Raw genomic sequence first — 22,103 nt, 5'->3', positions numbered from 1 at the left:
ACTGGTTTAAGAGCAACACTCGGCGGGGATATTAAGCTAAAACGGATGGTGCAACCCTTTTGATCTCACAGAACAAATCTAACTTCCTTACTGCCGGGGGAAAAGTAGATGTTCCCTTTGAAAGTCGCAATTAGCGGCTTTTTTTGTTTTTACGGTACAAGTTCTTGTCCCGAGCCAAGGACAAGAACTTGTACCGTTTGCCGTAATGGACAAGAACATGAGCCGATTACCGATTAGATAAGCATCTAACTATGTTTCCATGCAATTTCATTTAGCAAACGGGAAGGATAGTTTGATAACTGTATGGGCAGAATATCCAAAAATTATGGGGGATATTACTTTTAAAGCTAATATTGACGGATACAAAGTGAGTGGTTTTCATGCTGTTAGTCATTCATTGAACTAATGGGAACGCAATCTAGACTAAACTACTCCATTTGTGATTAGCAATCCATAAGAAACAACCAAGCTGAAATGTCCTATAATATAGTTAATGTAGATATTTCTATGAACAAAGGAGAACTGAAAATGAGAAAACTTGTTCTATTTTTGCACGCATCGCTTGACGGTTTTGTAGAAGGGCCGAACGGTGAAATGGACATTGGCTGGGTTTCTTACGATGCTGATTTGGAGAAGCACGCGAAAGAAATTCTAAGTACTGCCGACACTGTCATTTGGGGACGTGGGACTTATCAGATGATGCACAGTTACTGGCCATCTGTGCCTTCGAACCCATCAGCCTCGCAGCATGAACGGAATCATGCCGAGTGGATCGAAAAGACAGCCAAAATCGTTTTTTCCACGACGCTGGAGAAAGTCGAATGGAACAATTCCAGACTGGTGAAAGAAGATGTCGAGGAAGAGATCAAGAACCTCAAACAGCAGCCAGGCAAGGATATGGTCATCCTCGGCAGTCCTAGGTTCGCACACTACCTTATGCAGCTTGATTTAATAGATGAGTATAAAATTACGGTTTCTCCCGTCCTGATCGGCAGCGGGTTGCCGTTATTCCAAGGTCTCAAGGAGAAGATCAATCTTAAACTTATCGAAAACAAGACATTTGATTCTGGAGCCTTAGGCCTCGTTTACCAGACGGTTAGATGACCTTGTCTCCAAAAGGAGATTACGCTAACGGGACACGATATCTCAATGAAGACATTGAAGTTAGCCGACTCCAAAGCCGGCTAACCTTTTCGATATCTATTGCCAATCACAACATGCTATTGAACTGAATCTGTTGGGGGACTAAAACATAATCCCATAGAAAGTCGCTATTTTAGCGGCTTTTTTATTTTATCGGACCAAGTTCTTGTCCCAAGCCAAGGACAAGAACTTGGTCCGATAGCCGACTAGACAGAAATCGAATTTAAATTCGTCAGCTACTCTGGTTCCAACATCACACACCTCGCATAAACAGAACGTCTTCTGCTCATATCTCGTAGTGATGACCGAGATCAAAGATCAGTAGCTACCGCTGTGGCAAACTACCAGCTTTAAATATGTCCCGATATGAAACCAAACTTTATTTGATACAATGTGTTTTATATATGTAGATACTTAAAAAAATCTTAGTAGGAGGAGAAGCAATGCAGGAAAAATTAAAACAAATATTTTGATTGGAATCTTAATTTGTCTTATACTTATTGCTCTTAAGCCATTCCCCCAAAATAATGAACCTGATTTTCCATCATTCGTCAGCGAGTCAGTTGTACAGCTAGCTGAGAACAGAATAGCCATAGTTGAAACAGAAACTAATTCTGGACTGAGTGGAGATATAATTGTTTTGGAGTTCAATGAGGATAGGAGGACCTTTGAGCCTATTGGAAGATATAATTATCTTGACTTTTTTAGAAATCCTAATAAATACAATTTCTAGATAAAGAATTGAATTATTAAAAACTCGTTGATGATTTAGATCCAACGGTTTTTTATTTTTTGTCGGGTGACAAAAACATAGTGACATTAGAAGCCGCTGATTATGTGGCTTTTTATATTTATGTTATCAAATCCTTGTCAAAACACAATGACAAGAATTTGATGACATTTCCGACTGATGACAAGAACATTGTTAGATTCCCGATACGATTTCATCGACGGCGGCAGACGCCCTTTTATTAAACTAACGGGTAGTTTAGTAGTACAGCATATAAGTGAAACCGTTTTAAATGGAACCGAAGGAGCAAATCTATTACCGAATTTGGGGCCTAGATTCGGAAGCGGGAAATGGCATCGTTGAGCTCTATGTCCATTATCTTCGGAAGAAGCTGTCTTCTTGGCATGCCGATCAATTTATCCAAACCGGAAGAGCTTTGGGCTACAGACTCAGAATAAACGAGTAGTTTTTCAAAGGGAAAAGGGAAATCAAAGATTCATTACCGGTGTCCGGTAGCATCACAGCCTACCGAACGCCACAATCAACGTCAGCGCTATAAAAACGATATTCACGCCAAGTTCCCGGTACTCTTTTCGCCGAATATGGAACAGCATGCCGATCAGCACGATCACGGCCAGAGCAATCGCAGCGATAGGCGTCAGCACCGGCGCTATATCTAGAGCCAGCGGTAAAACTAGTCCCAGCGCTCCCAGAAGTTCCAAAATTCCGATCAGGATAACTAGTCCTTTAGGCACGTCGTTTACCCAAGGCCAAGCTTTTTTTGACGACTCGGTACGAACCGCCTTCATCCATCCGGAATAAACAAAACCACCCACAAGCACAATTTGTATCGCCCATAAAGTTACGTTCATCTATTTCACTTCCTCTCGCTTGTTCAATTTCGACCTCTGCCCCTATACTATAGTGAGGAAGCCCGATAGGAAAGTAGGCACTTAAACCTAACCTGGTAACCAAAAGGTAACCTTGGAACATACGTAAAGCGAGGGATAGCGATGACGATCTATTGCAAATTTGGAACGGCACTGGAGATTCTTACGGGCAAATGGAAAACGTTGATCCTTCTACGTCTGCTGAGCAGCGATACAATGCGGTTCAGCGAACTACAAAAAGCGATTCCGGACATTTCAAAAAAGATGCTTGCCCAGCAGTTGAAGGAGCTGGAGTATCACGATATTGTACACCGCGAAGTGTATGCGCAGATTCCGCCGAAGGTCGAATATTCGATAACAGAGTACGGACAACGGATGAAGCCCCTGCTTCAGGCAATGAGCGACTGGGGCATCGGGCATGTCGAGCATATGCGGGAACTGAACGACAAAGACAATGAAGTAACGGAAGGTTCTTTTGGCCTCCGGAACGGTTTATAAACGCGCGATCCGGTCCCACTAACATACGTTCATCTCATGCAAAAAGAAATGCAAGTAACCGCGGACCGAGGTGCGAGCGAATACTTTCTGAACGACCACCCAAATCTACAGCCAAGTACAAGTGCCATGTGGAACCGAAATACTATCTGGCCAGGTAGTAAACGCCATAATTATGAAACGGCCGAGCACTGTGATAAGCATTAAAATTCGTGGTGTCTAACAGCCTGGCGTTTGCTGCAACCGGTATGGTTGCCTCTTCAACCGAACCTAGAAGGTGTTATTTGATGGAAGTGAATTAAGGGACACGAACATATATGCAAAAGTAAAAGTAATCATCCTTTACTGCAATACACTGAGCTATCTGGAGACGATAGCTTGATAAAAGCAAGAGGGTAGCGATCAAAGTGATCAGCTCGGTTGATCTATATGTTAGAAAATTGAATTTTTAAAAACCCCCGTTGATAATTAATTCCAACGGTTTTTTATTACGGCAAAGGGTACAAGTTCTTGTCCTCCGGCCGTTTACGAGATAGGCTGCTTACGCTTGATTTTATCAAGAATATAGTTATAATTGTGTTTAAGCGATTAAACGAATGAACGGAAAGGATGGATCAAATGAGCCAGCGAACCGAGCAAGTTCTGCAACAATTCAAAGAGTCCATCCCGCTGTTGGAAGTGCTGACCGATGAAAATCGTCAAGCTATTATTATGGTGCTGGCACAGAACAAATCGGGACTTAATGTAAATGCGATAGCAGGCCACATCAATTTATCTAGACCGGCTGTCTCCCATCATCTGAAGGTGCTGAAACAGTCTGGTTTTATTCAATCCGAGAAAAAGGGCGTAGAAAATTATTATATATTGACTATCCGCAAACCGCTTGAACAACTCAAAACTTTGATTACTGCCATTGAAGCAGAGTGCACTTGGCCTCAGTGACTACCAAAAGACTTAAATGGAATACGGTAGAGCAGATTATTTTCGCCCTATTGGTTCATTTGTTTAAACTAATAATCATAATGGGAGTGATATTAAATGAAGGCTATAACCATTGAGAAATACGGTAAAAATGTTCCCTTAGTGTTGACAGAACAACCAATGCCTCATATCGGAGAACAAGATGTGTTAGTGGAAATTCATGCAGCCAGCTTAAACCCTATCGACTATAAAATAAAGGAAGGGAAAGTAAAACTCCTGTTGAGTTACAAGTTTCCTCTAATTTTAGGCAATGATTTCTCCGGCGTTATAGTTAAGGTTGGCGATCGGGTGAGTGCATTTAAACCTGGTGATGAAGTTTATGGCAGACCACGCAAGAGCCGTATCGGCACATTGGCGGAATACATTGCTGTACACGAGGAAGATATTTGGTTAAAGCCGCAGAATCTAAACTTTGAAGAAGCTGCATCTATTCCACTGGTCGGACTTACGACTTACCAAGCCTTTACCGATATTTTGCATCTCCAAAAGGGCCAAAAAATTCTAATTCACGCAGGATCAGGAGGAGTGGGGACGTTCGCTATTCAACTGGCCAAATTGATGGGAGCTTTTGTTGCAACAACAGCAAGCGATAAAGGGTATGAGTTGGTCAAATCGATGGGCGCCGATCTGATCATTAATTATAAAAAAGAAAATTTTGAAGAAGTGCTTACTGGATATGACGCTGTTTTTGATACGCTAGGAGGAGCGGCTTTGGAAAAGTCGTTCCGTGTCCTGAAGCCAGGTGGACAAATCGTATCCATCTCTGGCTTGCCAAACGCAAAATTTGGAAAAGAAGCAAAGATGGGTTGGATGAAAACGGCAATTTTGTCCATCGTGAGCCGTAAGATCACAGCGCTTGAGAAGAAGTACCATACAAGATATCATTTCCTTTTTATGAAATCGAGTGGAACACAATTGAAGGTATTAAAAGAATTCATAGAAGGTGCCCACATTAAGCCCGTTATTGATAAGGTGTATCATTTGGAAGAGACTGCGCAAGCATTCTCGCACCTGCAAGGCGGAAGTGCCAAAGGAAAGGTGGTCATTAAAACAAAGTAACTTCAATGCTTACTGGCTACGGCTAAGTATGCGAACATTTTAACCATCTATGATTCCGGGAAATGCAGGTATTAGTGAAAAGAGCGTTCTAGAATGATCAGGAACGCTTTTTTGCATCTAAACAAATCATTAGCTGTTATGAAGGGTGGGAATGTTATCAAGTTCTTGTAATAGTCGTCGTCCGAGACAACAACAACACACGAAATATGGTGTTATTTAGTGTATGACACTAAGGTGACATTCAATGATGTAGAGGGACAAGAAGATGATCCCAAAGAAAGTCGCTAATTTAGCGTTTTTTTGTTTTATAGGTACAAGTTCTTGTCCCCAGTCTAGGACAAAAACATGAGCCGATTACCGATTAGATAAATATCTAACTATGTTTCCATGCAATTTCATTAAGCTAACGGGCAGATTAATTGAAGATCAAAACACGGAGTATCGTACCATAAGTAACGGCAAGTTTTTTTCGGGAATCGTCTATGTGTTCATCCATCCGTAGCTTACGAGCATAGCTCCTGAAGATGGCGGGTGACGATCTGTTCAACGGTCTCCGGTGTATATAGCTCCGGGCGGAGCAATGCGAGTATCGTCAAGCCTTCGACAATCGAGGCCAATCTTAATGTTTCGAGTTGAATGTCCACTGAAGAGGGGAGAAGCTTCGCCTTAGCTAGAATTTCAAGGACAGCTTTAGTCAGGTAGTGGAGTCCGTCCGTGAGCTCGTCTTTTTTAGCTTGTAATACCAAACTCGTGAGGGATCGGATGGCGAAGATCCACCAGACGCCGACGGCAGTTCGTTTTTCCTCATCCAAAGGAAGCAGTTGTAACAGAATTTCCCTCGCAGCCTTCATCGGAATAGGGCTTATTTCCAGGCGCTCTTCTGCTCTGGCAACTCCTCTTGTCAAATAATAGTCTACGATAAATAGCAACAGTTCGTCCTGTGTTGAAAAATAATACCGCAATGCGCCGGGTGACAACCCTGCTGCAGCTGCAACGGCACGGATTGACGCATGTTCAACCCCTTTTTCTTCAATGATATTCCATGCTGATTCGGCGATTAGTTTTCTCTTTTGTGCGTGGTCCACGACTTTCGGCAACGGTAAACGCCCCCTTGTCTTATTTAGCACACTGCATTAAAATAATTAATACAGTGTGTTATTTAGAATTTATTCAGTTATATCGCATCGCAGTTATAACGTCAATAGTACTGGGCTTTGACTTGATTGACGGGAGGGGATTCAATGCAAGAACAAATCGATGGAGTTTTTCGTTTTCGTTCCACCTGTAATAGTTGCAGAAGAGAGTTTTATGTCATTGAGGGGACTCAAGCTTACGACCGTGTGAAACGAAATTTCAAAGGAATGCATTGCTGCGAAGATTGCAAAAACAGGATCGAACTTGAAGCCCGACTGCAGTTAGGAAGACGACTGTTGACCGGCAGAGATTAGGTTTCAAGACAGAAGGGGCCATCCTGAAAAGGATGGCCTGTCGAGGGACAAGAATATGGTCCCATTGAGAGCCGCAATTTTTAGCGGCTTTTTTGTTTTATCGGTACAAGTTCTTGTACCGATTGCCGGAATGGACAAGAACATAAGCCGAGGATTACCGATTAGATATCTATTTAATGAATTAACGGCCGTTAATTCATTAAGCTAATAGGCAGAATTAAATGGAGGGACTCGTAAACAAAATAACACCTCCATCTTTCTCACCAGAAACTTAATTTTATCTTCTAACTCATTTATGGGACTACTGACATTCAGTTTTCAGTAGTTTTTCGTGTCCGTCAACCGGAAGAATTGGTGTGTTAGATTCTTGGATGGGGGAAGATGTCTTAGTCACTGAACCTGAATCTTTCAAAAATCGAGTAAATGAAGAAATCGAGAAAATAAAAGAATGCTACTGACATACTGTTGGCAGTAGGGGGCTTGTATAATCAAGACATCCAAAGTGAGAGTGAGGTTATTTACATGACTCTATAATGAAACGAATGGATCGCCGATGCTTAATTCGAGGCGATGGCGAATAACCTACGAGCGAGATATGAGTAGAGAGCTCTGGCTTTTGAGACAAAAGCTCTAGACACGAATCGTGCGTTATAGTCATGCCGTATGGTTACAAAGAGCTTCCATTGACATGTGCATTGTATTGGCGGTTTCCTTGAAAAGATCCCTGGAGAAGTATCCAAATCTATCTGTGATTGTTTTTTACTCAAGTCAGTATTACAACTAATAACATAACACCCCCATATAACAAAGGAGGACATTAACATTATGTCAGCAATTGGACCCGACTTCATTTCACTTCAAGTGAGTAATCTTGAAAGCTCTGCAGAATTCTATCAAAACTATCTTGGACTGGTTCGCTCACAGGCAGGGCCACCTCATGCTGTAGTCTTTGAAACAAAGCCTATTGCATTTGCTCTTCGTGACCTGTTGCCTGAAACAGAACTCGGTTCAGGTAATCAGCCTGGACTTGGTGTCGCTCTGTGGCTTCATGCCCCCAATACGCAAGAAATCCACGACAAGCTTATTGCAGCAAGCGTAAAGATTACATCTTCACCAATAGATGGACCATTCGGACGAACTTTTACATTTGCCGACCCAGACGGTTACCTAGTTACCCTTCACAGTAAAGCCTAAACCAATAGTATATCTAGCTTAACAATAGTGATAACTTCTTCTGTCACAGTGAGCCAAATGTTATTACAACATTAAGACCTTATTCCTAAAAGTTGTATTCTCCCCATACGGTAGACAGGTGAAATAATAAATCCTGTTACTGTGAGGGGAGTTTTTTCATATTGACGAATTGTCAAGCTATCAGTAACACTTCTTCCTGGTTATGCTATTTTATTTTATCAACAGGTTCACGAACATATGCGTCGTCAATGCTATCTTATTGTTATACAACCATATGGATTTGGTTTGAATGACAGACTCATTCTTTAAAATAGGGCGTAATCCCTCTTGAATATAGATTCTCCACTAACTCGAAAAATTCTTCTGACGATAAATCCTTTTGACGCTGGAGCCAAAGACGAAATAAAGAAAGGGAAGTTGTCAGGTAAAACTCAATTAAGTATGGCGTTAAGGAATGGTTCTGCGGAACGTTTAATTCTAATTGATTCAAAGTGATTTCTTTTTTTAAGCGTTTTAAAAAACGGGTACTTCCATAATCGCCCAAAAGGGCACTAAGAACCAGGAGATGTTCTCTTTTGTCCAGACAATAGAGCGTATCTTGAACCGTATGCATCGATAGCTCTTTATTCGCCAATTCTTTTTTCATGTCATTTAATAAGTCATTTTCAACAGAGTCTAACAATTCGTAAATGTCAGTAAAGTATTGATAAAAGGTGCTGCGGTTATATCCTGACTTATTCGCAATTTCCTGAACGGAAATTTTCTCAATCGGCTTTTGGCTATATAACTCACAAAAAACTTCTACAAACTTTTGTCTTGTTTTCTCCGTTATTTGGGGTTGCTTTTTCATGTTTCCCTCCTACTAGCGAATAAGATATCATCCGACAAATAATAAAAAACTGAGGATTGATCAAGGAATAATAAAGATTTACAATCACATCATACAACATGTTGTCTGATAATCAAAAGGAAATGTTAATAAGTAGGGGTGGTTTTAATGTCAGCAAAACAAGATAGAATTTTAATTTTTGGTGCAGGTGTCATCGGGAGCATGTACGCAATTAAGCTTATTGAAGCAGGGTTTGACGTTACCCTGTTTGCACATTCTAATAGATTTAAATCATTAAGAGAAAATGGCCTGCAATATAAAGAAAAAGGTACAGTTAGATCGATACAAGTGAATGTCATTGATACGCTTGAAAATGACGATGTATACGATTTTATTTTCGTTACCGTTCGTTATGATCGGTCCGAATCAGCGTTGTTAGCACTAAAAGATAATCAAAGCAAAAATATAGTTACGATGACTAGTAATTCAATTGGATTTTCTTCGTGGTTGGATATCGTAGGGGATAGACTTTTGCCAGCTTTTCCCGGCTTCGGCGGACAGATTAAAGATGGAGTATTGCATGCTCGATTTCTACCAAAGATTATAGCGGCAACGGCTTTTGGAGAAATTAATGGCGTAGTGACAGAACGTATAGAAAACCTCGCAAAATTATTTAAAACAGCAAAGCTTCCCTACGTTATTAAAAAGGATATGCAAGCGTATCTAATCACACATTCCGTATCAGACATTGCTATGTTGAGCGTTTTGCATTCTGAGAATAAGATAATTGACCAAAAAACAGCCAGAACCAGAATGACGGCACACAAAATAACAGTCACTTTAAAAGCGTATCTAAGGGCAATACAAAAAGCTGGCGTTTCAATTGATCCACCAATGCTTAAAATGGCGCTTAAATTTCCAAACATATTTTTGGATCTTTTCTTTATGACATGGCTAGGAACTAAAATGGTTAGCGATATGATGTTGCCGGATTATGCGAATAATGCTAACAATGAGATTGTGCAGCTGAGTAATGATTTAATGAAATTTTTAAGTCAAAATGATATCAAATCGGAAATACATGTTCAGTAATTTTTTTTGTTAAAATATTTATGGTAGTTTTTAATTTATTTTCATTAAATCCTTCAATTGGGCATTAATCTGAATATGAACATCGAAATATTATTTATATGGAGATAATCAAAGATCTTTTCCGACTCCATTAGAAGCTATTTATCATGAAACGAAAGATAAGGAATGGATTTCTGTTAAAGAAGTATTTGCCAGTTCGAAAGTAACTCCAATATTTGGTAGTATTTATATTGAAGTATACGTTGTAATTAGCAGCCCTAATATAAGTGGTAAACTTGCTGTCGGGGGACAAAAACATAGTCCCATTGAAAGTCGCTATTTTAGCGGCTTTTTTGTTTTATCGGGACAAGAACTTGTACCGATTGCCGTAATGGACAAGAACATGAGCCGATTACCGATTAGACAAGTATCTAACTATGTTTCCATGCAATTTCATTAAGCTAACGGGCAGAATAACGCAACGAACAGAGGTTGCCTGCGTCTATATTCTCAATTGGAAAAATTTGAAGGGATTGAACAAGAAAAAATGAAAACATATTCTCATAAGCCTGAAGGATACGAATGCCCATTTTGCCGTGTTAATATGGGAACTAAACAGAGAGATATCATTTACCAGAATGAATATGTAACGGCATTTATAGCGAGCAAATGGTGGCCAAACAATAAAGGACATGTTCTTGTTGTTCCTAATCAACATTTCGAGAACATTTTTGAACTCCCTGCGGATTATGCTGTTGAAATTCACCGTGCGGCTCAGCTTACCGCGTTTGCAATGAAAAGTGCATATAGATGTGATGGGATTTCTACGCGGCAACATAATGAGCCTGCTGGCAATCAAGACGTGTGGCATTATCATCTCCATGTTTATCCTAGATATGTGAATGATCAACTTTATCTGACAAAGGGTTCTCAGACCGATCCAGATGAACGCTCTTTCTATGCTGATAAGTTGCGTTCTTGGATAAAGGAAAACATTTAAGGTCTAAGAGGAGCGAATGATAACCACAGTAGGAGATAAACCTGAGATTACGTGGGCCTTACTAAAGGATTGGGGAAAAAATAAGGTTCTCTCATTAAGCTAACGGGAAACGATAGCTCAATAGAAGACAAGAGAAGGAGCCGTTTACGAGATTGGCTGCCTTTGTTAATGTCGAACGACAAGAACATATAGACATTGAAAGCCGCATAAGTTGCGGTCTTTTTGTTTTAAGTATATAAGTTCTTGTTCTAGCTCAATGACAAGAACTTATATACTTTACCGAATAGATGATTATCTAAGGTCAGGTGCGATCGCACCTTATTAAGCTAACGGGCAGTTTAGTGGTACAGCATATAAGTGAAACAGTTTTAAATGGAACTTATAACTTGTCCCCAGCGTCATATTATTTAGAACAATATTACAGAGGAGGACATAATGAAAAAACAATATGTGTTGATATTGATTATGATTTTAACTTTGGTCGGATGCAATATTAAATCAATTTCGCTTACTGGGGAGAGTGATAGTTGGAGTGGCGAATATACAGCAAACATTAATGGAGATAAGGAAAGTGGAAAGTTCACTTTTGGTTATAAAAATGCAACTGGCAAAGAACTTAATAATTTAGAAATTACCATTAATGATGGAAAAAGCGTACTTAAAGAGGGGAACTACAAAGGAGCAATAATTGAAATGCCTTCTAGTTGTTCAGGCTGTGCAGTAACGAACGAAACTATGCCTATTAAAGTAGAAATTAAATGGGATGACAAAGAAGAAACTTTTCACTTAAAAACAAAAGACCAATAGAGAAATCAAAGGAGCCTTTATAGTCATATTTATCCTTGGGACGAATCGAAGAGATTGAAGTCGGAGACTATGACGAGAACTTGTACCGATTGCCGTAAAGGACAAGAACATATTCCGATTACCGATTAGATAAGCATTTAACTACATTTCACTGCTCTAGTTCATTAAGCTAACGGCAGATTAGATTAGCAATCTGTAAGAAACAATCCGAACTGAAATGTACTATATTGTAGTTTATGTAGCCCCCCCTAAAGTCTAAAAGAAAAACGACAGACACACACAAAGGAGTGAAGTTATGAAATTATTGCTCACATCTGCAGGCATTAATAACAAAAGCATACACGACTCGCTAGTTGACATGCTGGGCAAGCCGATCGCCGACTCCAACGCCCTGTGCGTCCCCACCGCGATGTACGGACACCCCTGGGTAGGCCCCGGCGTCAAAGCCTGGCAGTTCATCAGCGGGAATTCCGAGAATCCCATGGTGGACCTGGGCTGGAAGTCCGTCGGCGTGCTGGAGCTCACAGCGCTGCCAAGCATCGACAAAAACCACTGGGTGCCGCTAGTCCGGGAGACGGACGTCCTGCTGGTTGCGGGAGGCGACGCCCTCTACCTGTGCCACTGGATGCGGCAGTCCGGACTCGCAGACCTCTTGCCGTCTCTGCAGGCAGTTTATGTTGGACTGAGCGCCGGGAGTATGGTGATGGCACCTAACATCGGGGAATTCTTCGTTGGCTGGACTCCACCCACCGGTGGCGATGAAACGCTGAGTCTGGTTGATTTTGCAATATTTCCGCATTTGGACCACGTGATGCTGCCTGAAAACAACATGGCTGCTGCAGAGAGATGGGCCGCTGGGATGCAAGGGCAGACGTATGCGATTGATGATCAGACCGCCATCAAAGTGATCGACGGAGCGGTCGAAGTTGTCTCCGAAGGGAATTGGAAACATTTTTCGCCCTGATATACCCCGCTGTGGAGCTAACGGGAAACACTAGTTCAAATCAGAAAGATTAAACCCTTCTATTAGAAGCAAACTAGATTTAATAGTTCTAATAGGAGGTTTTGTTATGATTTTAAGTGAGTTGTGGCGACTGTATGAGACTGATAAACGTATCCAAGGATTTAGTCCGAAAACATTGAAAGCATACGCCCTCCAGCACAAAATGCTGATGAAGGAACTCGGTGACCTGGATATAACCGAGATAACTTTGACTCTGCTGAAGGAGTACTTAGCGAAGCAATCTAATCGGTTGAAGCCAAGTAGCCTAGGGCATCGGATTCGGTCAGCTATTTCATTAAGCTAACGGGCAGGATAGTTTAATCGCTTCTCGAATATTTTATCAATTGGATAATTTAATGAACTTTGTGAATATAACGTTGTCTGAATGATACGCAAATCTTATATGTGAGAGTGATTCGTTTGAAGCAAGGACTCATTGTGTTGATGAACGGAACTTCAAGTTCAGGAAAGAGTAGTATTTCTATGGAGCTGAAAAATCAGAAAGAGATTCTTTTTCATCATTTATCCATAGATGATTTTTTTGGTAATTACAATGATTTTATTGATAATAAATTTCCAGATATTGAACCTACAAGAGAAGTGGATAATGTCGGACAAATACTTTTTGATCCCATAATCTCAGTGTACTATGCAACAATTAAATTGTTTTCAGAAATGGGTTTGAATGTAATCGTCGATACCGTAATCGACAATGACAAGCGATTTAATGATTATCTTGATGTACTTTTTGATCATCCTATATTATTTGTAGGTGTACTATGCTCGAAAGAAGAACTCATAAGAAGAGAGCAAATACGAGCAAAGCGAGGGGAAATCGATGTCCAAAGCGATTGAGGAAAGAATTGAAGCCATTATTCATCGTTTACTACCGGAAACCCATTATAAAAATAAATACGGCAAGGAAGCAACGCTAGATGAACGAATGAAATATTACAACACGCCTGGGGTATCCATTGCGGTTATCAATAATTTTAAACTGGAATGGGCTCGGGGATTCGGGCTCCGCGAGGCGGGAAAACCCGAGCCGGTAACCGAAACGACACTCTTCCAAGCCGGGTCGATCAGTAAGCCGGTTTTTTCTTTAGCGGTCATGCGATTAGTTCAGGAAGGGAGATTGGATCTTAATCGGGACGTGAACGATTACCTAAAGTCCTGGAAAATACCGTCTGTTTCAGGCTGGCAGCCAAAAGTGACGCTTCGGCAATTACTGAGTCATAGTGCCGGGCTTACTATTCACGGATTTCCCGGTTACGAAACAACCGATGAAATTCCCACGGTAGTCCAAATTCTGAATGGACAACATCCAGCTAATACCTCGGCCGTGGAAGTCAATCTCATTCCAGGATTGCAATACCGATATTCCGGAGGGGGCACAACCGTCGCGCAACAGCTTGTTGTAGATTGGATGGGTCTACCTTTTGCTGAAATCATGAGCGAGTTGCTATTCAAACCGTTAGGTCTTGCGAACAGTACATACGAACAGCCGCTGCCGCCTCAATGGCATGAGTTTACCGCAACGGCACACCCTTGGAAAGGCAGGCCCCTCCAAGGCAAGTGGCATGTCTATCCCGAAATGGCGGCCGCAGGCCTATGGACGACGCCTTCAGATCTTGCCCGTTTAGGCGTCGAATTGCAATTAGCATTGAAAAATAATTCGAATGGCATTCTTTCTGCAGACACGCTAAACCAAATGTTAACCGCCCAGGTCGAGAATCATATGGGTATTGGCTTTTTCCTTGAGGGTGAAGGGGAAAGTGTTCGTTTCGGCCATAGCGGGTGGGATGAAGGCTTCGTAGCCCGGTTCGTTTTATCCAAACATCTCGGTTTTGGTGCTGTCATCATGATCAACTCGAATGAAGGCAATCCAATGCTTAGTGAAATCGAGCAGGCCATCGCGCGCGAATACGAATGGCCCGGATATTTTCCTGACAAAAATAACGTTAATGTACCGCGCAATATACTAAATGAATATGTAGGCGATTATAAAGCAACATCCGGACTGCAAGCTTCAGTCATACTGGATGGCAATGACTTGGACTTGCGGATTCAGGAACAGTCCCCAATCCGGCTGTCCCCAGAATCGGAGACGAAATTTTCAACAGAAGGACTTAACGCAGTCGTCGATTTCGAAAGAAACGTTGATGGCCATGTTGTGGCATTACATATTCATCAAGAGGGAAGATCATTCCGGGTGGACAAAAAATTCGCCTAAGTTGCAGAACTGTCTCAATAGGTAATGAATTAAACAGCTTTGTTGGAGAATGATGTTAAGCGTATTTACATTTTGGTTCGAAGTAAAGGCTATCCTTTTGCGGGATAGCCTTTTGTAAAACTTGCCGTTTTTTATAGCATGCAGAACCGTATCAAAAGTGACGGCAATCCAGGCGGCATTCTATGAATCGTCAATTGAAGAACCCTCCGTCCTAAACCGCTTTGGGGGGGTGAACACATCACTGTCGGGTGCCAAAAACATAATAACATTTGAAGCCGCTGATTATGCGGCTTTTTATATTTATTATCAAGTCCTGTCAAAACACAATGACAAGAACTTGATAACATTCCCGACTGATGACAAGAACATGGTTACATTCCCGATATGATTTCATCGACGGTGGCAGACGCCCTTTTATTAAACTAACGGGCAGTATAGTTTGATAACTGTATAGGCAAAATAGCCAAAATTAATGGAGGATATTTCTCATGTGGTGGAGATGTATTATTTTGATTTGGGCCATAGGGGTAATCAACTTTACAATAATGGATGGTGTTGATGCTTACAGCGATGAGTCACCAACTATGAATAATGTCGACATTCAACATAAGAGCTTGGAAGAAGTTATTATTTTTGAACTTCGTCCAAAGATCATGGACGTACTTAGGAAAGAGTATGCTAGTAACTTTCTCATCGAAAGACAGCATATCTTATCTTGAGGAAATCGAACTCTTATCCTCAACATGAGTTCATACTAGAGGGACGAGTTACTACGAATTCTTACTCGGATATAGTTCAAATTACTTTTAAAGCTAATTTTGACGGATACAAAGTGAGTGGTTTTCATGTTGTTAATCATTCATTGAACAAGGGAAGATGTCAGTTGTTTAAAAATCCTCTCTTCCGCTCGATGACGGGTTTCCCAGACGAGCCTTTCAATTGTCGTCATGGCAGGAAGGATAATTTTTCTTTTTCGCAGTTCGTCTAGGACGATACGAATCAGATGAGTTGGATTTCCGTTCTCCATGGCATGATGTAATAAAAGTTGGGATGAACTACGGTATTCACGCGCAGAGAAATTACGATATCCATATTCCTGGCGGATCTCTTCGAAATGTTCGCGTCAGGTTGGGTCCAGTTGGGCATACAGAGAATAGACTTCTGGATCAACATCAATTTGCTTGGCTATGTAACGTAAGACAGTCTCAGGAATATCTTTCACATCGAACAATGACCAACCAGGATACCGTAGAGTACATAACTGTACAGCGAAGCCCAAACGAGATTTTGTACTAGCTGTACGGAAAGATAACAATTCTGAATACGTCGCAAAAACATGTTTATCTCTTGAAATGGCTTACCAAAACGCTAGGGTACTTGCTAAACCAGACAATGAATGGTTAAAACCACTTTAAATAACGATGAAAATCTATACAACTGAGAAATGCCGGTAATCCTTAGCATACAGGATACCGGCATTTTTTCTGTCAATCAGAGCTTAGCGTACAAAATCAGCATATTGTTGGCAGTACCCCAGGAACAGCTTGTCCGCTCTTGTCAGCCGGGTGCTGCGCGTGGTGCGGGCGAACAGCACCAAGCGCAGTTTTTCCTCCAGCTCCTTGATGGCGCGCGACAGTGGCGATTGCTAGATGTGAAGCCGCTCGGCGGCACGGGCTAAGTGGAGTTCCTCAGCTACGGCCAGGAAGCAACGAAGATGACGTAGTTCCAAAATGACCCCGTCCGCTCATGAACTGATTTAGCTGTAATCCCTTGTCGGATGGCACGTGGTGACTTGGGTGATGACACCAAAGCGCAACAAAATCCCGCCATTGTCGGGAACGGTGGAAACCTTAGAGTTCCAAACGGCACAGATTCCGTTAGGCACGAAGAACAACCCAACAACGGCCCAATTGCTTTAAAGCAACAAACTCCTTAAGGTGCTAGCATTCCCATGCCAACGGCGCTGTTCGGATCATCATGTTCGCCTGTAGCAAAAGCTGCCCCTCCAATATGATAGACCCTCGGTTCTTCCGAAAAATATTCCTGTAAGCCCATCATGAACATCCGATGGTCTTCACTCGCTTCGAAGCCCGGCGTATGATCCTCGAGTGATTGCCATCGCACGATTAGATGGAATAGCTGGGGTGTTTCGATCCCTTGCGCGAGGAAGTGACCGCCGTAACCCTTTGCGCGGCTGAGCAAAGGAGCGACCTCGGCAAATGCACGTCTGAACTTTTCAATGTGTTCATTGTGAACGGGGAGTAGAGCGATCTCATAAATCATGGCGTTTCTTTAAAATGAGCCGACGGCCCGACTGCAATCGCGATTTTTCCTTGAACACCGTTGTTCCGACTCTCTAGCCGGGCATGGGCGAGCGGAATGTCGGCAAGCGAATAGACGGCGCCAACGTGTGGCCGCAGCTGACCGCGCTCTATCAATGCGCTCAACTCATCAAGCTTGCCGCGGTTTTGTCTTGTGAAAACGAAGTGATAACTCGCGTTCTTGCCCCAGGCCTCAATGACGTTTTGTGGTTGTGCAATGTCCACGATCGTGACAACGCGGCCAAGTTGTGCGAGCGTGTCGGGGCTGCGCGATAATGTGTTGCCGCCGATGGTGTCGAACACGACATCGACCCCGCGGCCACCCGTTTCCCGCATGATAGCGTCGACATAATCCTCCTTTTTGTAGTCGATGACCACATCGGCACCCAAACTTCGTGCGAACTCAAAGTTTGCTTCGCGCACGGTCGTGAACACCCTTGCTCCCATGGCTTTTGCGAGCTGGATCGCCACATGACCGACTCCTCCCGCGCCGCCGTGTACTAGAATGCTTTCCCCCACTCTTAGCGCCGCACGCTCGATCAGTGCTTCCCACACCGTCCCGCCAACCAAGGACAGGCTTGCCGCCTCAAGATGGCTCAGCGAGGTAGGCTTTTTCCCAATAATGCTTTCGGCAGCAACGTGGTACTCGGCATAACTTCCTGGTCCGTCAAATATTTGCGGGGTGTACCAGACTTCGTCTCCTGGAGAAAAGTTCGTCACACCCGGCCCGACTTCTTCGATAACGCCAGATACGTCGTGTCCGGTAATGGCCGGTAGTTGCACCAAATCGGGATAATCGCCACGTCGGACCTGGTAATCCAACGGATTGATGGAGGTTGCATGTACCCGGACCAGGACTTGTCCCGTGTGCGGCACAGGCTTGGGCACGTCGCAAAGTTCGAACGATTCCGGACCGCCAAATTTTTTAAGTATTATCGCTTTCATTGCAAATCCTCGTTTCGGCGTAAATTTTTGATATTACGTGGTAAAAAAATTACAACTAATTCCCTATGATCTCGGCAAGAGCACTGATAGTTGCTTCGTTCCTCTTCTAGTAGGTCCACTGACCGATGCGCCTGACTTCGACCAAGCCCACTCGTTGCAGAGTTGCAAGATAATCAGACACCGTTGACTGCGACAGTCCGACGTCTTCTTGAAGTAGTATCCATATTAATTTACTTGGTTTTTCTGCATTACTTATATGAAAGGGAGTTTTTAAAAGGGTTTTAATTGGAATAGGAACATTTTAAATGGTTTTGATTATGAAATTACTTCAAGTATCTCAGACATGCTTTGTCTTGTCTTAGGTGGTTGAACCTCATCTCGGTATCCAAAAGAAACCATAAAGGAAATACCATATTCAGACGTGTCGAGAACACCAATTTCTGAGAAGTATTGTTCTGCTTTTTCGTGGTTAAAGCCTTCAATTGGACAGCTATCAATGCCAAGAAAAGCAGCAGTTGTCATCATATTAGCAAGAGCTAGATAACTTTGTTTTGATGACCAATCAAATAAAGCACGTGGATTATTTAACAACTTAAAATCATTTTCTTGGAATTCTTGGAAAAAGTGAAGGTGTCTTTTCTTTTCCTCTAAAGTGCTACCCCATACATCTTCTATAATATGTTTCACAAGTGGACTATCGACAGTAATATTTTTCTTAATCAATCCAATTACGAAGTGACTTGCACCATTTAAAGAGTTAACTGCGCCCCAGCTAAATGGTTTTAAATCTTCACGGATTTTCTCGCTATTTATAAGTAAAAACTTCCAAGGTTCAAATCCAAAAGAGCTTGGGGATAATCTTGCTGCTTCCATAATTGTGTTAAAATCTTCATCACTAACTTTTTTCGTGCGGTCGAATTTTTTTGTAGCATAACGATAGCGGTGTGCTTCTAGAATTTGTTCGTTTTTTTTTTCATTTTAATTCCTCCTCAAGTTGATATGTGTCATACTAACACATGATTTAAAGTGGTTGAAGTACGCAAAATTTTTATATATAATATATAAAAACTACCGTTAGTATAAAAAGTATACTTTATTAGAGGTGCAATTATGAATATTGATGAATGTGAAGGTCGTACCTGTTCAGTAGCAGTTACGGTTAAATTAATTAGTGGGAAATGGAAACCTGTCATTCTATATTATTTATTAGATGGGAAACTTCGGTTTAATGAATTGCAATCACGCTTATCAGGAATCACACATCGAGCATTAACCCTTCAGCTTCGTGAGTTAGAAAAAGACGGTTTAGTCTCTAGAACGATATATCCTGTAATTCCACCTAAAGTAGAGTATCAACTAACTGATTTGGGGCATTCAATGAAGGCTATTATTCTTGCGATGTATGATTGGGGGAGTGATTATCAAAAGATGCAAGCAAAGAAAATTCCATTTAGCAAAGAGGTATAGTGATGTGAAATCATAGGTAAGTGTCCCATTAATAGTAAATGGGCTCGTAGCACCAACTTAAAACGACCTTCCTCTCCAGCCGTAGTAGCAGTATGGATGGAATCAAACCATTTTCATCATCTTTGATGCAGCAGCGCTGCATGAGTGGCTAACGGAGAACATTAGCATAAACGGGCAACAGGCTTCCGAAAAATCGGAAGCCTGTTCAACTAACATTTTTATTAGAAAATCATTAATAGGATTGCAAGAAACAATGGATAATAGGCTGGGATCTGGTATAAGGAACAGAACATTGGATCAATCGGTTCATTGAAATTTTAGTTTGTTTTTAACATTTTTTTAAGAATTGTTGAATAAGCTCACTGATCTCTTTAGCATGTGTTTCGAGAGCGAAATGCCCTGTATCAAGTAAATGGACTTCCGCAGATGGAATATCACGCTTATATGCTTCAGCTCCAGCAGGGAGGAAGGCAGGATCATTTTCACCCCATACGGCTAAAAGTTTAGGTTGATGCTTACGGAAATAAGCTTGAAAATCAGGATAACGATCCACATTTGTTCTATAATCAAGAATCAAGTCCAGTTGGATTTCTTCAGCTTCTGGGCGCGACATGAAAGCAATATCTAAGGAATAACCGTCTGGTGAAACAAGGCTGGCATCAGCTCCATGTAGATACTGAAAGTTACGAATGGTCTCAGGGGTCAAGGAATCGCGACATGCTTCACGATTTTCAGGTGTTGGAGAGTGCCAATACGTCTCCCAGGATCCCCATGCGTCACTAAATCCCTCAATATAAGCGTTCCCGTTCTGACTAATAATTGCTTGAACTCTTTCCGGATGAGCAACTGCCAAACGATACCCAACAGGTGCACCGTAATCAAATACATAAAGTACGTACTGTTTGAGAGCTAATGCTTCAGTAAAGCCTTCAATAACTTGGAACAAGCTGTCAAACGTAAATTTAAATTGACTGCGCGGTGGAGTTGTTGTATGACCGAATCCAGCGAGATCAGGGGCAATGACACGGTATTGTTCTGCCAGTTTGGGAATTAGGTCGCGAAACATATGACTTGAAGACGGAAAACCGTGTAATAATAAAATAACTTGACCGTCCTTAGGGCCGGCTTCACGATAAAAAACTTCGACTTCTCCAACCTTTTGCTGATGATAACTAATCTTCATTTTTACATCTCCTTCTGAATATTTTTATGTTTCCTTGATTTGATGGCGTTATCGTAATTGGTTTTGAACTACGGTTATCGTATAATAAAAATACATATTTGACTAACGAATAAATCGAATATCTACTATTTCAAATCGAAATATAGAAAGGTGATCGATTCGAAATATAGAAAGGTGATCGATGTGATAGATTCATTAGAAGGTCGTTTTATTCTGGCGTTTATTGCCTTACTTGAAGAAAAAAGTTTCAGTCGAGCTGCAGATCGTTTAGGTTATGTTCAATCCACAGTAACAACTCATATCCAACAGTTAGAAAAAATTAGCGGACAAAAATTGTTTCACCGATATCCACGAGGGATAGAACTTACGGAAGCAGGAAAGGTATTTTCCAAATATGCTTATCAGTATGTTCACTTAAGTCAATCCCTTAAAGAAAGTATGAATGAACTGGATCAGCCATGCGGAACAATACGTATTAGAACACAGGAATCTTTTTTCTTACTCGGATGCTTCCCTTTGTTCAGGAATACACAAGAAATTATCCAAGCGTAAATTTGCGTATAGAACAAGGAGCGTATCAAGATATCCTAAAAGGTGTACTGGATTATGAGTTGGATTTTGGGATTGTTCCTCAAAATCCGAATCGCCAAGATATTCTTTTTTATCCGATTATGGAAGAGACGATCGTTTTTGCTGCATCTGAGGATATAGCTCGGAAAGTGGAAAATGCGGGAGTCCAGATTCTAAATGATGAGCTTTTTATCAGTAGCGGCACATCTTGTTTGTATCATACGACTGCTGTAGATGTTTTAAAAGATGCCGGGGTTATGATTAAAGATGCGTTAGAGCTATCAAGTCTTGAGATGATAAAACAATATGTAAGCTGTGGAAAAGGTTTTGCCTTAGTCCCTGAAATAGCTATCAACAACGAACTAAAGATTGGTAAACTAAAGATTCTTCCGTTTAATTCCAAAATGAGCTTTTCGCATGGTTTAATTGTTCATAAAAATCGTGAGCTTAGTTTTACTGCAAAAAGTTTTCAATCTGAACTCCTGTGTTTTTTTAATAGGTATATGAGTTAGTGCACATTTTGTCTAAAACTTCGGTAGCTTCTTACTTTTGATAGAAACAATGGTTTCACATCGTTTAAGTTGCTATAATGATCACTCACCATATTGATAGACGCTGTTCATGATCACGTCCAATACTAAACCTTGAAATAACGTCCTTGTAAATTCGTTTTGATTAGCTGCTCCTCACTAAAAACAAGAATAAAATGTTCTTTCGCTTGTGGAGGAACGGCG

The 22,103-nt window shown here is 41.5% G+C and carries 23 protein-coding genes and 3 pseudogenes; 16 read left to right on the top strand and 10 right to left on the bottom strand.

Going from position 1 to position 22,103, the window contains the following annotated elements; all coding sequences use genetic code 11:
• The first annotated feature begins 528 nt into the window (after positions 1 to 528).
• Positions 529 to 1,104 carry a dihydrofolate reductase family protein gene (locus tag MHH48_RS18065; RefSeq protein ID WP_076321367.1) on the top strand — a complete coding sequence of 192 codons (576 nt, stop codon included), beginning with the start codon at positions 529 to 531 and terminating at the stop codon, positions 1,102 to 1,104.
• Positions 1,105 to 2,391: 1,287 nt separating this feature from the next.
• Here the strand turns inward: MHH48_RS18065 and MHH48_RS18060 are convergent.
• Positions 2,392 to 2,745 (bottom strand): DoxX family protein, encoded by a 354-nt coding sequence (locus tag MHH48_RS18060; RefSeq protein WP_076321365.1) that lies wholly within the window; start codon positions 2,743 to 2,745, stop codon positions 2,392 to 2,394.
• Between the two features lie 141 nt (positions 2,746 to 2,886).
• On the opposite strand from MHH48_RS18060, the gene MHH48_RS18055 reads away from it, so the two are divergent.
• The 3 genes from MHH48_RS18055 to MHH48_RS18045 all read left to right on the top strand — a co-directional run bounded on the left by MHH48_RS18055 (position 2,887) and on the right by MHH48_RS18045 (position 5,298).
• The gene (locus MHH48_RS18055) at positions 2,887 to 3,261 is read left to right on the top strand and encodes a helix-turn-helix domain-containing protein (protein ID WP_076321364.1); all 375 of its coding nucleotides are present in this window, start codon (positions 2,887 to 2,889) and stop codon (positions 3,259 to 3,261) included.
• Positions 3,262 to 3,876: 615 nt separating this feature from the next.
• Complete coding sequence (locus MHH48_RS18050; protein ID WP_076321363.1) at positions 3,877 to 4,200, top strand: metalloregulator ArsR/SmtB family transcription factor; 324 nt, start codon at positions 3,877 to 3,879, stop codon at positions 4,198 to 4,200.
• Positions 4,201 to 4,296: 96 nt separating this feature from the next.
• The gene (locus tag MHH48_RS18045; protein ID WP_076321362.1) at positions 4,297 to 5,298 is read left to right on the top strand and encodes an NADP-dependent oxidoreductase; all 1,002 of its coding nucleotides are present in this window, start codon (positions 4,297 to 4,299) and stop codon (positions 5,296 to 5,298) included.
• Between the two features lie 503 nt (positions 5,299 to 5,801).
• Here the strand turns inward: MHH48_RS18045 and MHH48_RS18040 are convergent.
• Entirely contained in the window at positions 5,802 to 6,395 is a 594-nt protein-coding gene (locus MHH48_RS18040; protein ID WP_076321361.1) for a TetR family transcriptional regulator C-terminal domain-containing protein, read from the bottom strand.
• Between the two features lie 1,176 nt (positions 6,396 to 7,571).
• On the opposite strand from MHH48_RS18040, the gene MHH48_RS18035 reads away from it, so the two are divergent.
• Positions 7,572 to 7,940: a VOC family protein gene (locus tag MHH48_RS18035; protein ID WP_076321359.1), complete on the top strand. Its 369-nt coding sequence runs from the start codon at positions 7,572 to 7,574 to the stop codon at positions 7,938 to 7,940.
• A gap of 298 nt (positions 7,941 to 8,238) precedes the next feature.
• Here the strand turns inward: MHH48_RS18035 and MHH48_RS18030 are convergent, their stop codons facing one another.
• A complete protein-coding gene (locus MHH48_RS18030; RefSeq protein ID WP_076321358.1) occupies positions 8,239 to 8,790 on the bottom strand; it encodes a TetR/AcrR family transcriptional regulator in 552 nt (183 codons plus the stop codon).
• A 147-nt stretch (positions 8,791 to 8,937) separates the two neighbouring features.
• Here MHH48_RS18030 and MHH48_RS18025 point away from each other — a divergent pair, with 147 nt between their 5' ends.
• The 8 genes and pseudogenes from MHH48_RS18025 (at position 8,938) to MHH48_RS17990 (ending at position 15,602) form a co-directional block, all read left to right on the top strand.
• Positions 8,938 to 9,861 (top strand): 2-dehydropantoate 2-reductase N-terminal domain-containing protein, encoded by a 924-nt coding sequence (locus tag MHH48_RS18025; RefSeq protein ID WP_076321357.1) that lies wholly within the window; start codon positions 8,938 to 8,940, stop codon positions 9,859 to 9,861.
• A 493-nt stretch (positions 9,862 to 10,354) separates the two neighbouring features.
• On the top strand, positions 10,355 to 10,840 hold the full coding sequence (locus tag MHH48_RS18020) for an HIT family protein (RefSeq protein WP_256720419.1): 486 nt from the start codon (positions 10,355 to 10,357) through the stop codon (positions 10,838 to 10,840).
• Between the two features lie 435 nt (positions 10,841 to 11,275).
• A complete protein-coding gene (locus MHH48_RS18015) occupies positions 11,276 to 11,647 on the top strand; it encodes a hypothetical protein (protein ID WP_076321356.1) in 372 nt (123 codons plus the stop codon).
• A 295-nt stretch (positions 11,648 to 11,942) separates the two neighbouring features.
• A complete protein-coding gene (locus tag MHH48_RS18010) occupies positions 11,943 to 12,611 on the top strand; it encodes a Type 1 glutamine amidotransferase-like domain-containing protein (RefSeq protein WP_076321355.1) in 669 nt (222 codons plus the stop codon).
• 106 nt (positions 12,612 to 12,717) lie between these two features.
• Positions 12,718 to 12,954: an integrase gene (locus MHH48_RS18005; RefSeq protein ID WP_076321354.1), complete on the top strand. Its 237-nt coding sequence runs from the start codon at positions 12,718 to 12,720 to the stop codon at positions 12,952 to 12,954.
• Positions 12,955 to 13,070: 116 nt separating this feature from the next.
• Positions 13,071 to 13,469: pseudogene (locus MHH48_RS18000) on the top strand (chemotaxis protein); the annotation flags it as partial.
• Positions 13,470 to 13,488: 19 nt separating this feature from the next.
• Positions 13,489 to 14,883: a serine hydrolase gene (locus MHH48_RS17995; protein WP_076321353.1), complete on the top strand. Its 1,395-nt coding sequence runs from the start codon at positions 13,489 to 13,491 to the stop codon at positions 14,881 to 14,883.
• A gap of 488 nt (positions 14,884 to 15,371) precedes the next feature.
• Complete coding sequence (locus MHH48_RS17990) at positions 15,372 to 15,602, top strand: hypothetical protein (protein WP_076321352.1); 231 nt, start codon at positions 15,372 to 15,374, stop codon at positions 15,600 to 15,602.
• 140 nt (positions 15,603 to 15,742) lie between these two features.
• Here MHH48_RS17990 and MHH48_RS17985 read toward each other — a convergent pair.
• The 6 genes and pseudogenes from MHH48_RS17985 to MHH48_RS17960 form a co-directional block, all read right to left on the bottom strand.
• Positions 15,743 to 16,162 (bottom strand): annotated as a pseudogene (locus MHH48_RS17985) (DUF4158 domain-containing protein).
• Positions 16,163 to 16,381: 219 nt separating this feature from the next.
• Positions 16,382 to 16,612 (bottom strand): annotated as a pseudogene (locus MHH48_RS17980) (LysR family transcriptional regulator).
• Between the two features lie 203 nt (positions 16,613 to 16,815).
• A complete protein-coding gene (locus MHH48_RS17975) occupies positions 16,816 to 17,166 on the bottom strand; it encodes an antibiotic biosynthesis monooxygenase (protein ID WP_076321350.1) in 351 nt (116 codons plus the stop codon).
• Positions 17,163 to 18,149 (bottom strand): zinc-dependent alcohol dehydrogenase family protein, encoded by a 987-nt coding sequence (locus tag MHH48_RS17970; RefSeq protein WP_340386371.1) that lies wholly within the window; start codon positions 18,147 to 18,149, stop codon positions 17,163 to 17,165. The genes MHH48_RS17975 and MHH48_RS17970 overlap by 4 nt, the downstream gene beginning before the upstream one ends.
• Before the next feature lie 106 nt (positions 18,150 to 18,255).
• Entirely contained in the window at positions 18,256 to 18,330 is a 75-nt protein-coding gene (locus MHH48_RS17965) for a hypothetical protein (protein ID WP_340390704.1), read from the bottom strand.
• Between the two features lie 134 nt (positions 18,331 to 18,464).
• Positions 18,465 to 19,106: an NAD(P)H-dependent oxidoreductase gene (locus MHH48_RS17960; protein WP_076326757.1), complete on the bottom strand. Its 642-nt coding sequence runs from the start codon at positions 19,104 to 19,106 to the stop codon at positions 18,465 to 18,467.
• Between the two features lie 153 nt (positions 19,107 to 19,259).
• Between MHH48_RS17960 and MHH48_RS17955 the strand changes: the two genes are divergently transcribed.
• Positions 19,260 to 19,616 carry a helix-turn-helix domain-containing protein gene (locus MHH48_RS17955; RefSeq protein ID WP_083659889.1) on the top strand — a complete coding sequence of 119 codons (357 nt, stop codon included), beginning with the start codon at positions 19,260 to 19,262 and terminating at the stop codon, positions 19,614 to 19,616.
• Between the two features lie 328 nt (positions 19,617 to 19,944).
• On the opposite strand, the gene MHH48_RS17950 is transcribed toward MHH48_RS17955, so the two are convergent.
• The gene (locus MHH48_RS17950) at positions 19,945 to 20,799 is read right to left on the bottom strand and encodes an alpha/beta hydrolase (RefSeq protein ID WP_340386367.1); all 855 of its coding nucleotides are present in this window, start codon (positions 20,797 to 20,799) and stop codon (positions 19,945 to 19,947) included.
• 183 nt (positions 20,800 to 20,982) lie between these two features.
• Here MHH48_RS17950 and MHH48_RS17945 point away from each other — a divergent pair, with 183 nt between their 5' ends.
• Both MHH48_RS17945 and MHH48_RS17940 read left to right on the top strand, forming a co-directional pair.
• Positions 20,983 to 21,351, top strand: coding sequence for a LysR family transcriptional regulator (locus tag MHH48_RS17945; protein WP_340386364.1), 369 nt, complete (start codon positions 20,983 to 20,985; stop codon positions 21,349 to 21,351).
• A 2-nt stretch (positions 21,352 to 21,353) separates the two neighbouring features.
• Positions 21,354 to 21,881 (top strand): LysR family transcriptional regulator substrate-binding protein, encoded by a 528-nt coding sequence (locus tag MHH48_RS17940; protein ID WP_340386361.1) that lies wholly within the window; start codon positions 21,354 to 21,356, stop codon positions 21,879 to 21,881.
• Positions 21,882 to 22,103 lie beyond the last annotated feature (222 nt).

Source organism: Paenibacillus sp. FSL F4-0100, assembly GCF_037993005.1.
GTDB lineage: Bacteria > Bacillota > Bacilli > Paenibacillales > Paenibacillaceae > Paenibacillus_AQ.
This window is presented reverse-complemented; position numbering and strand designations above follow the sequence as displayed.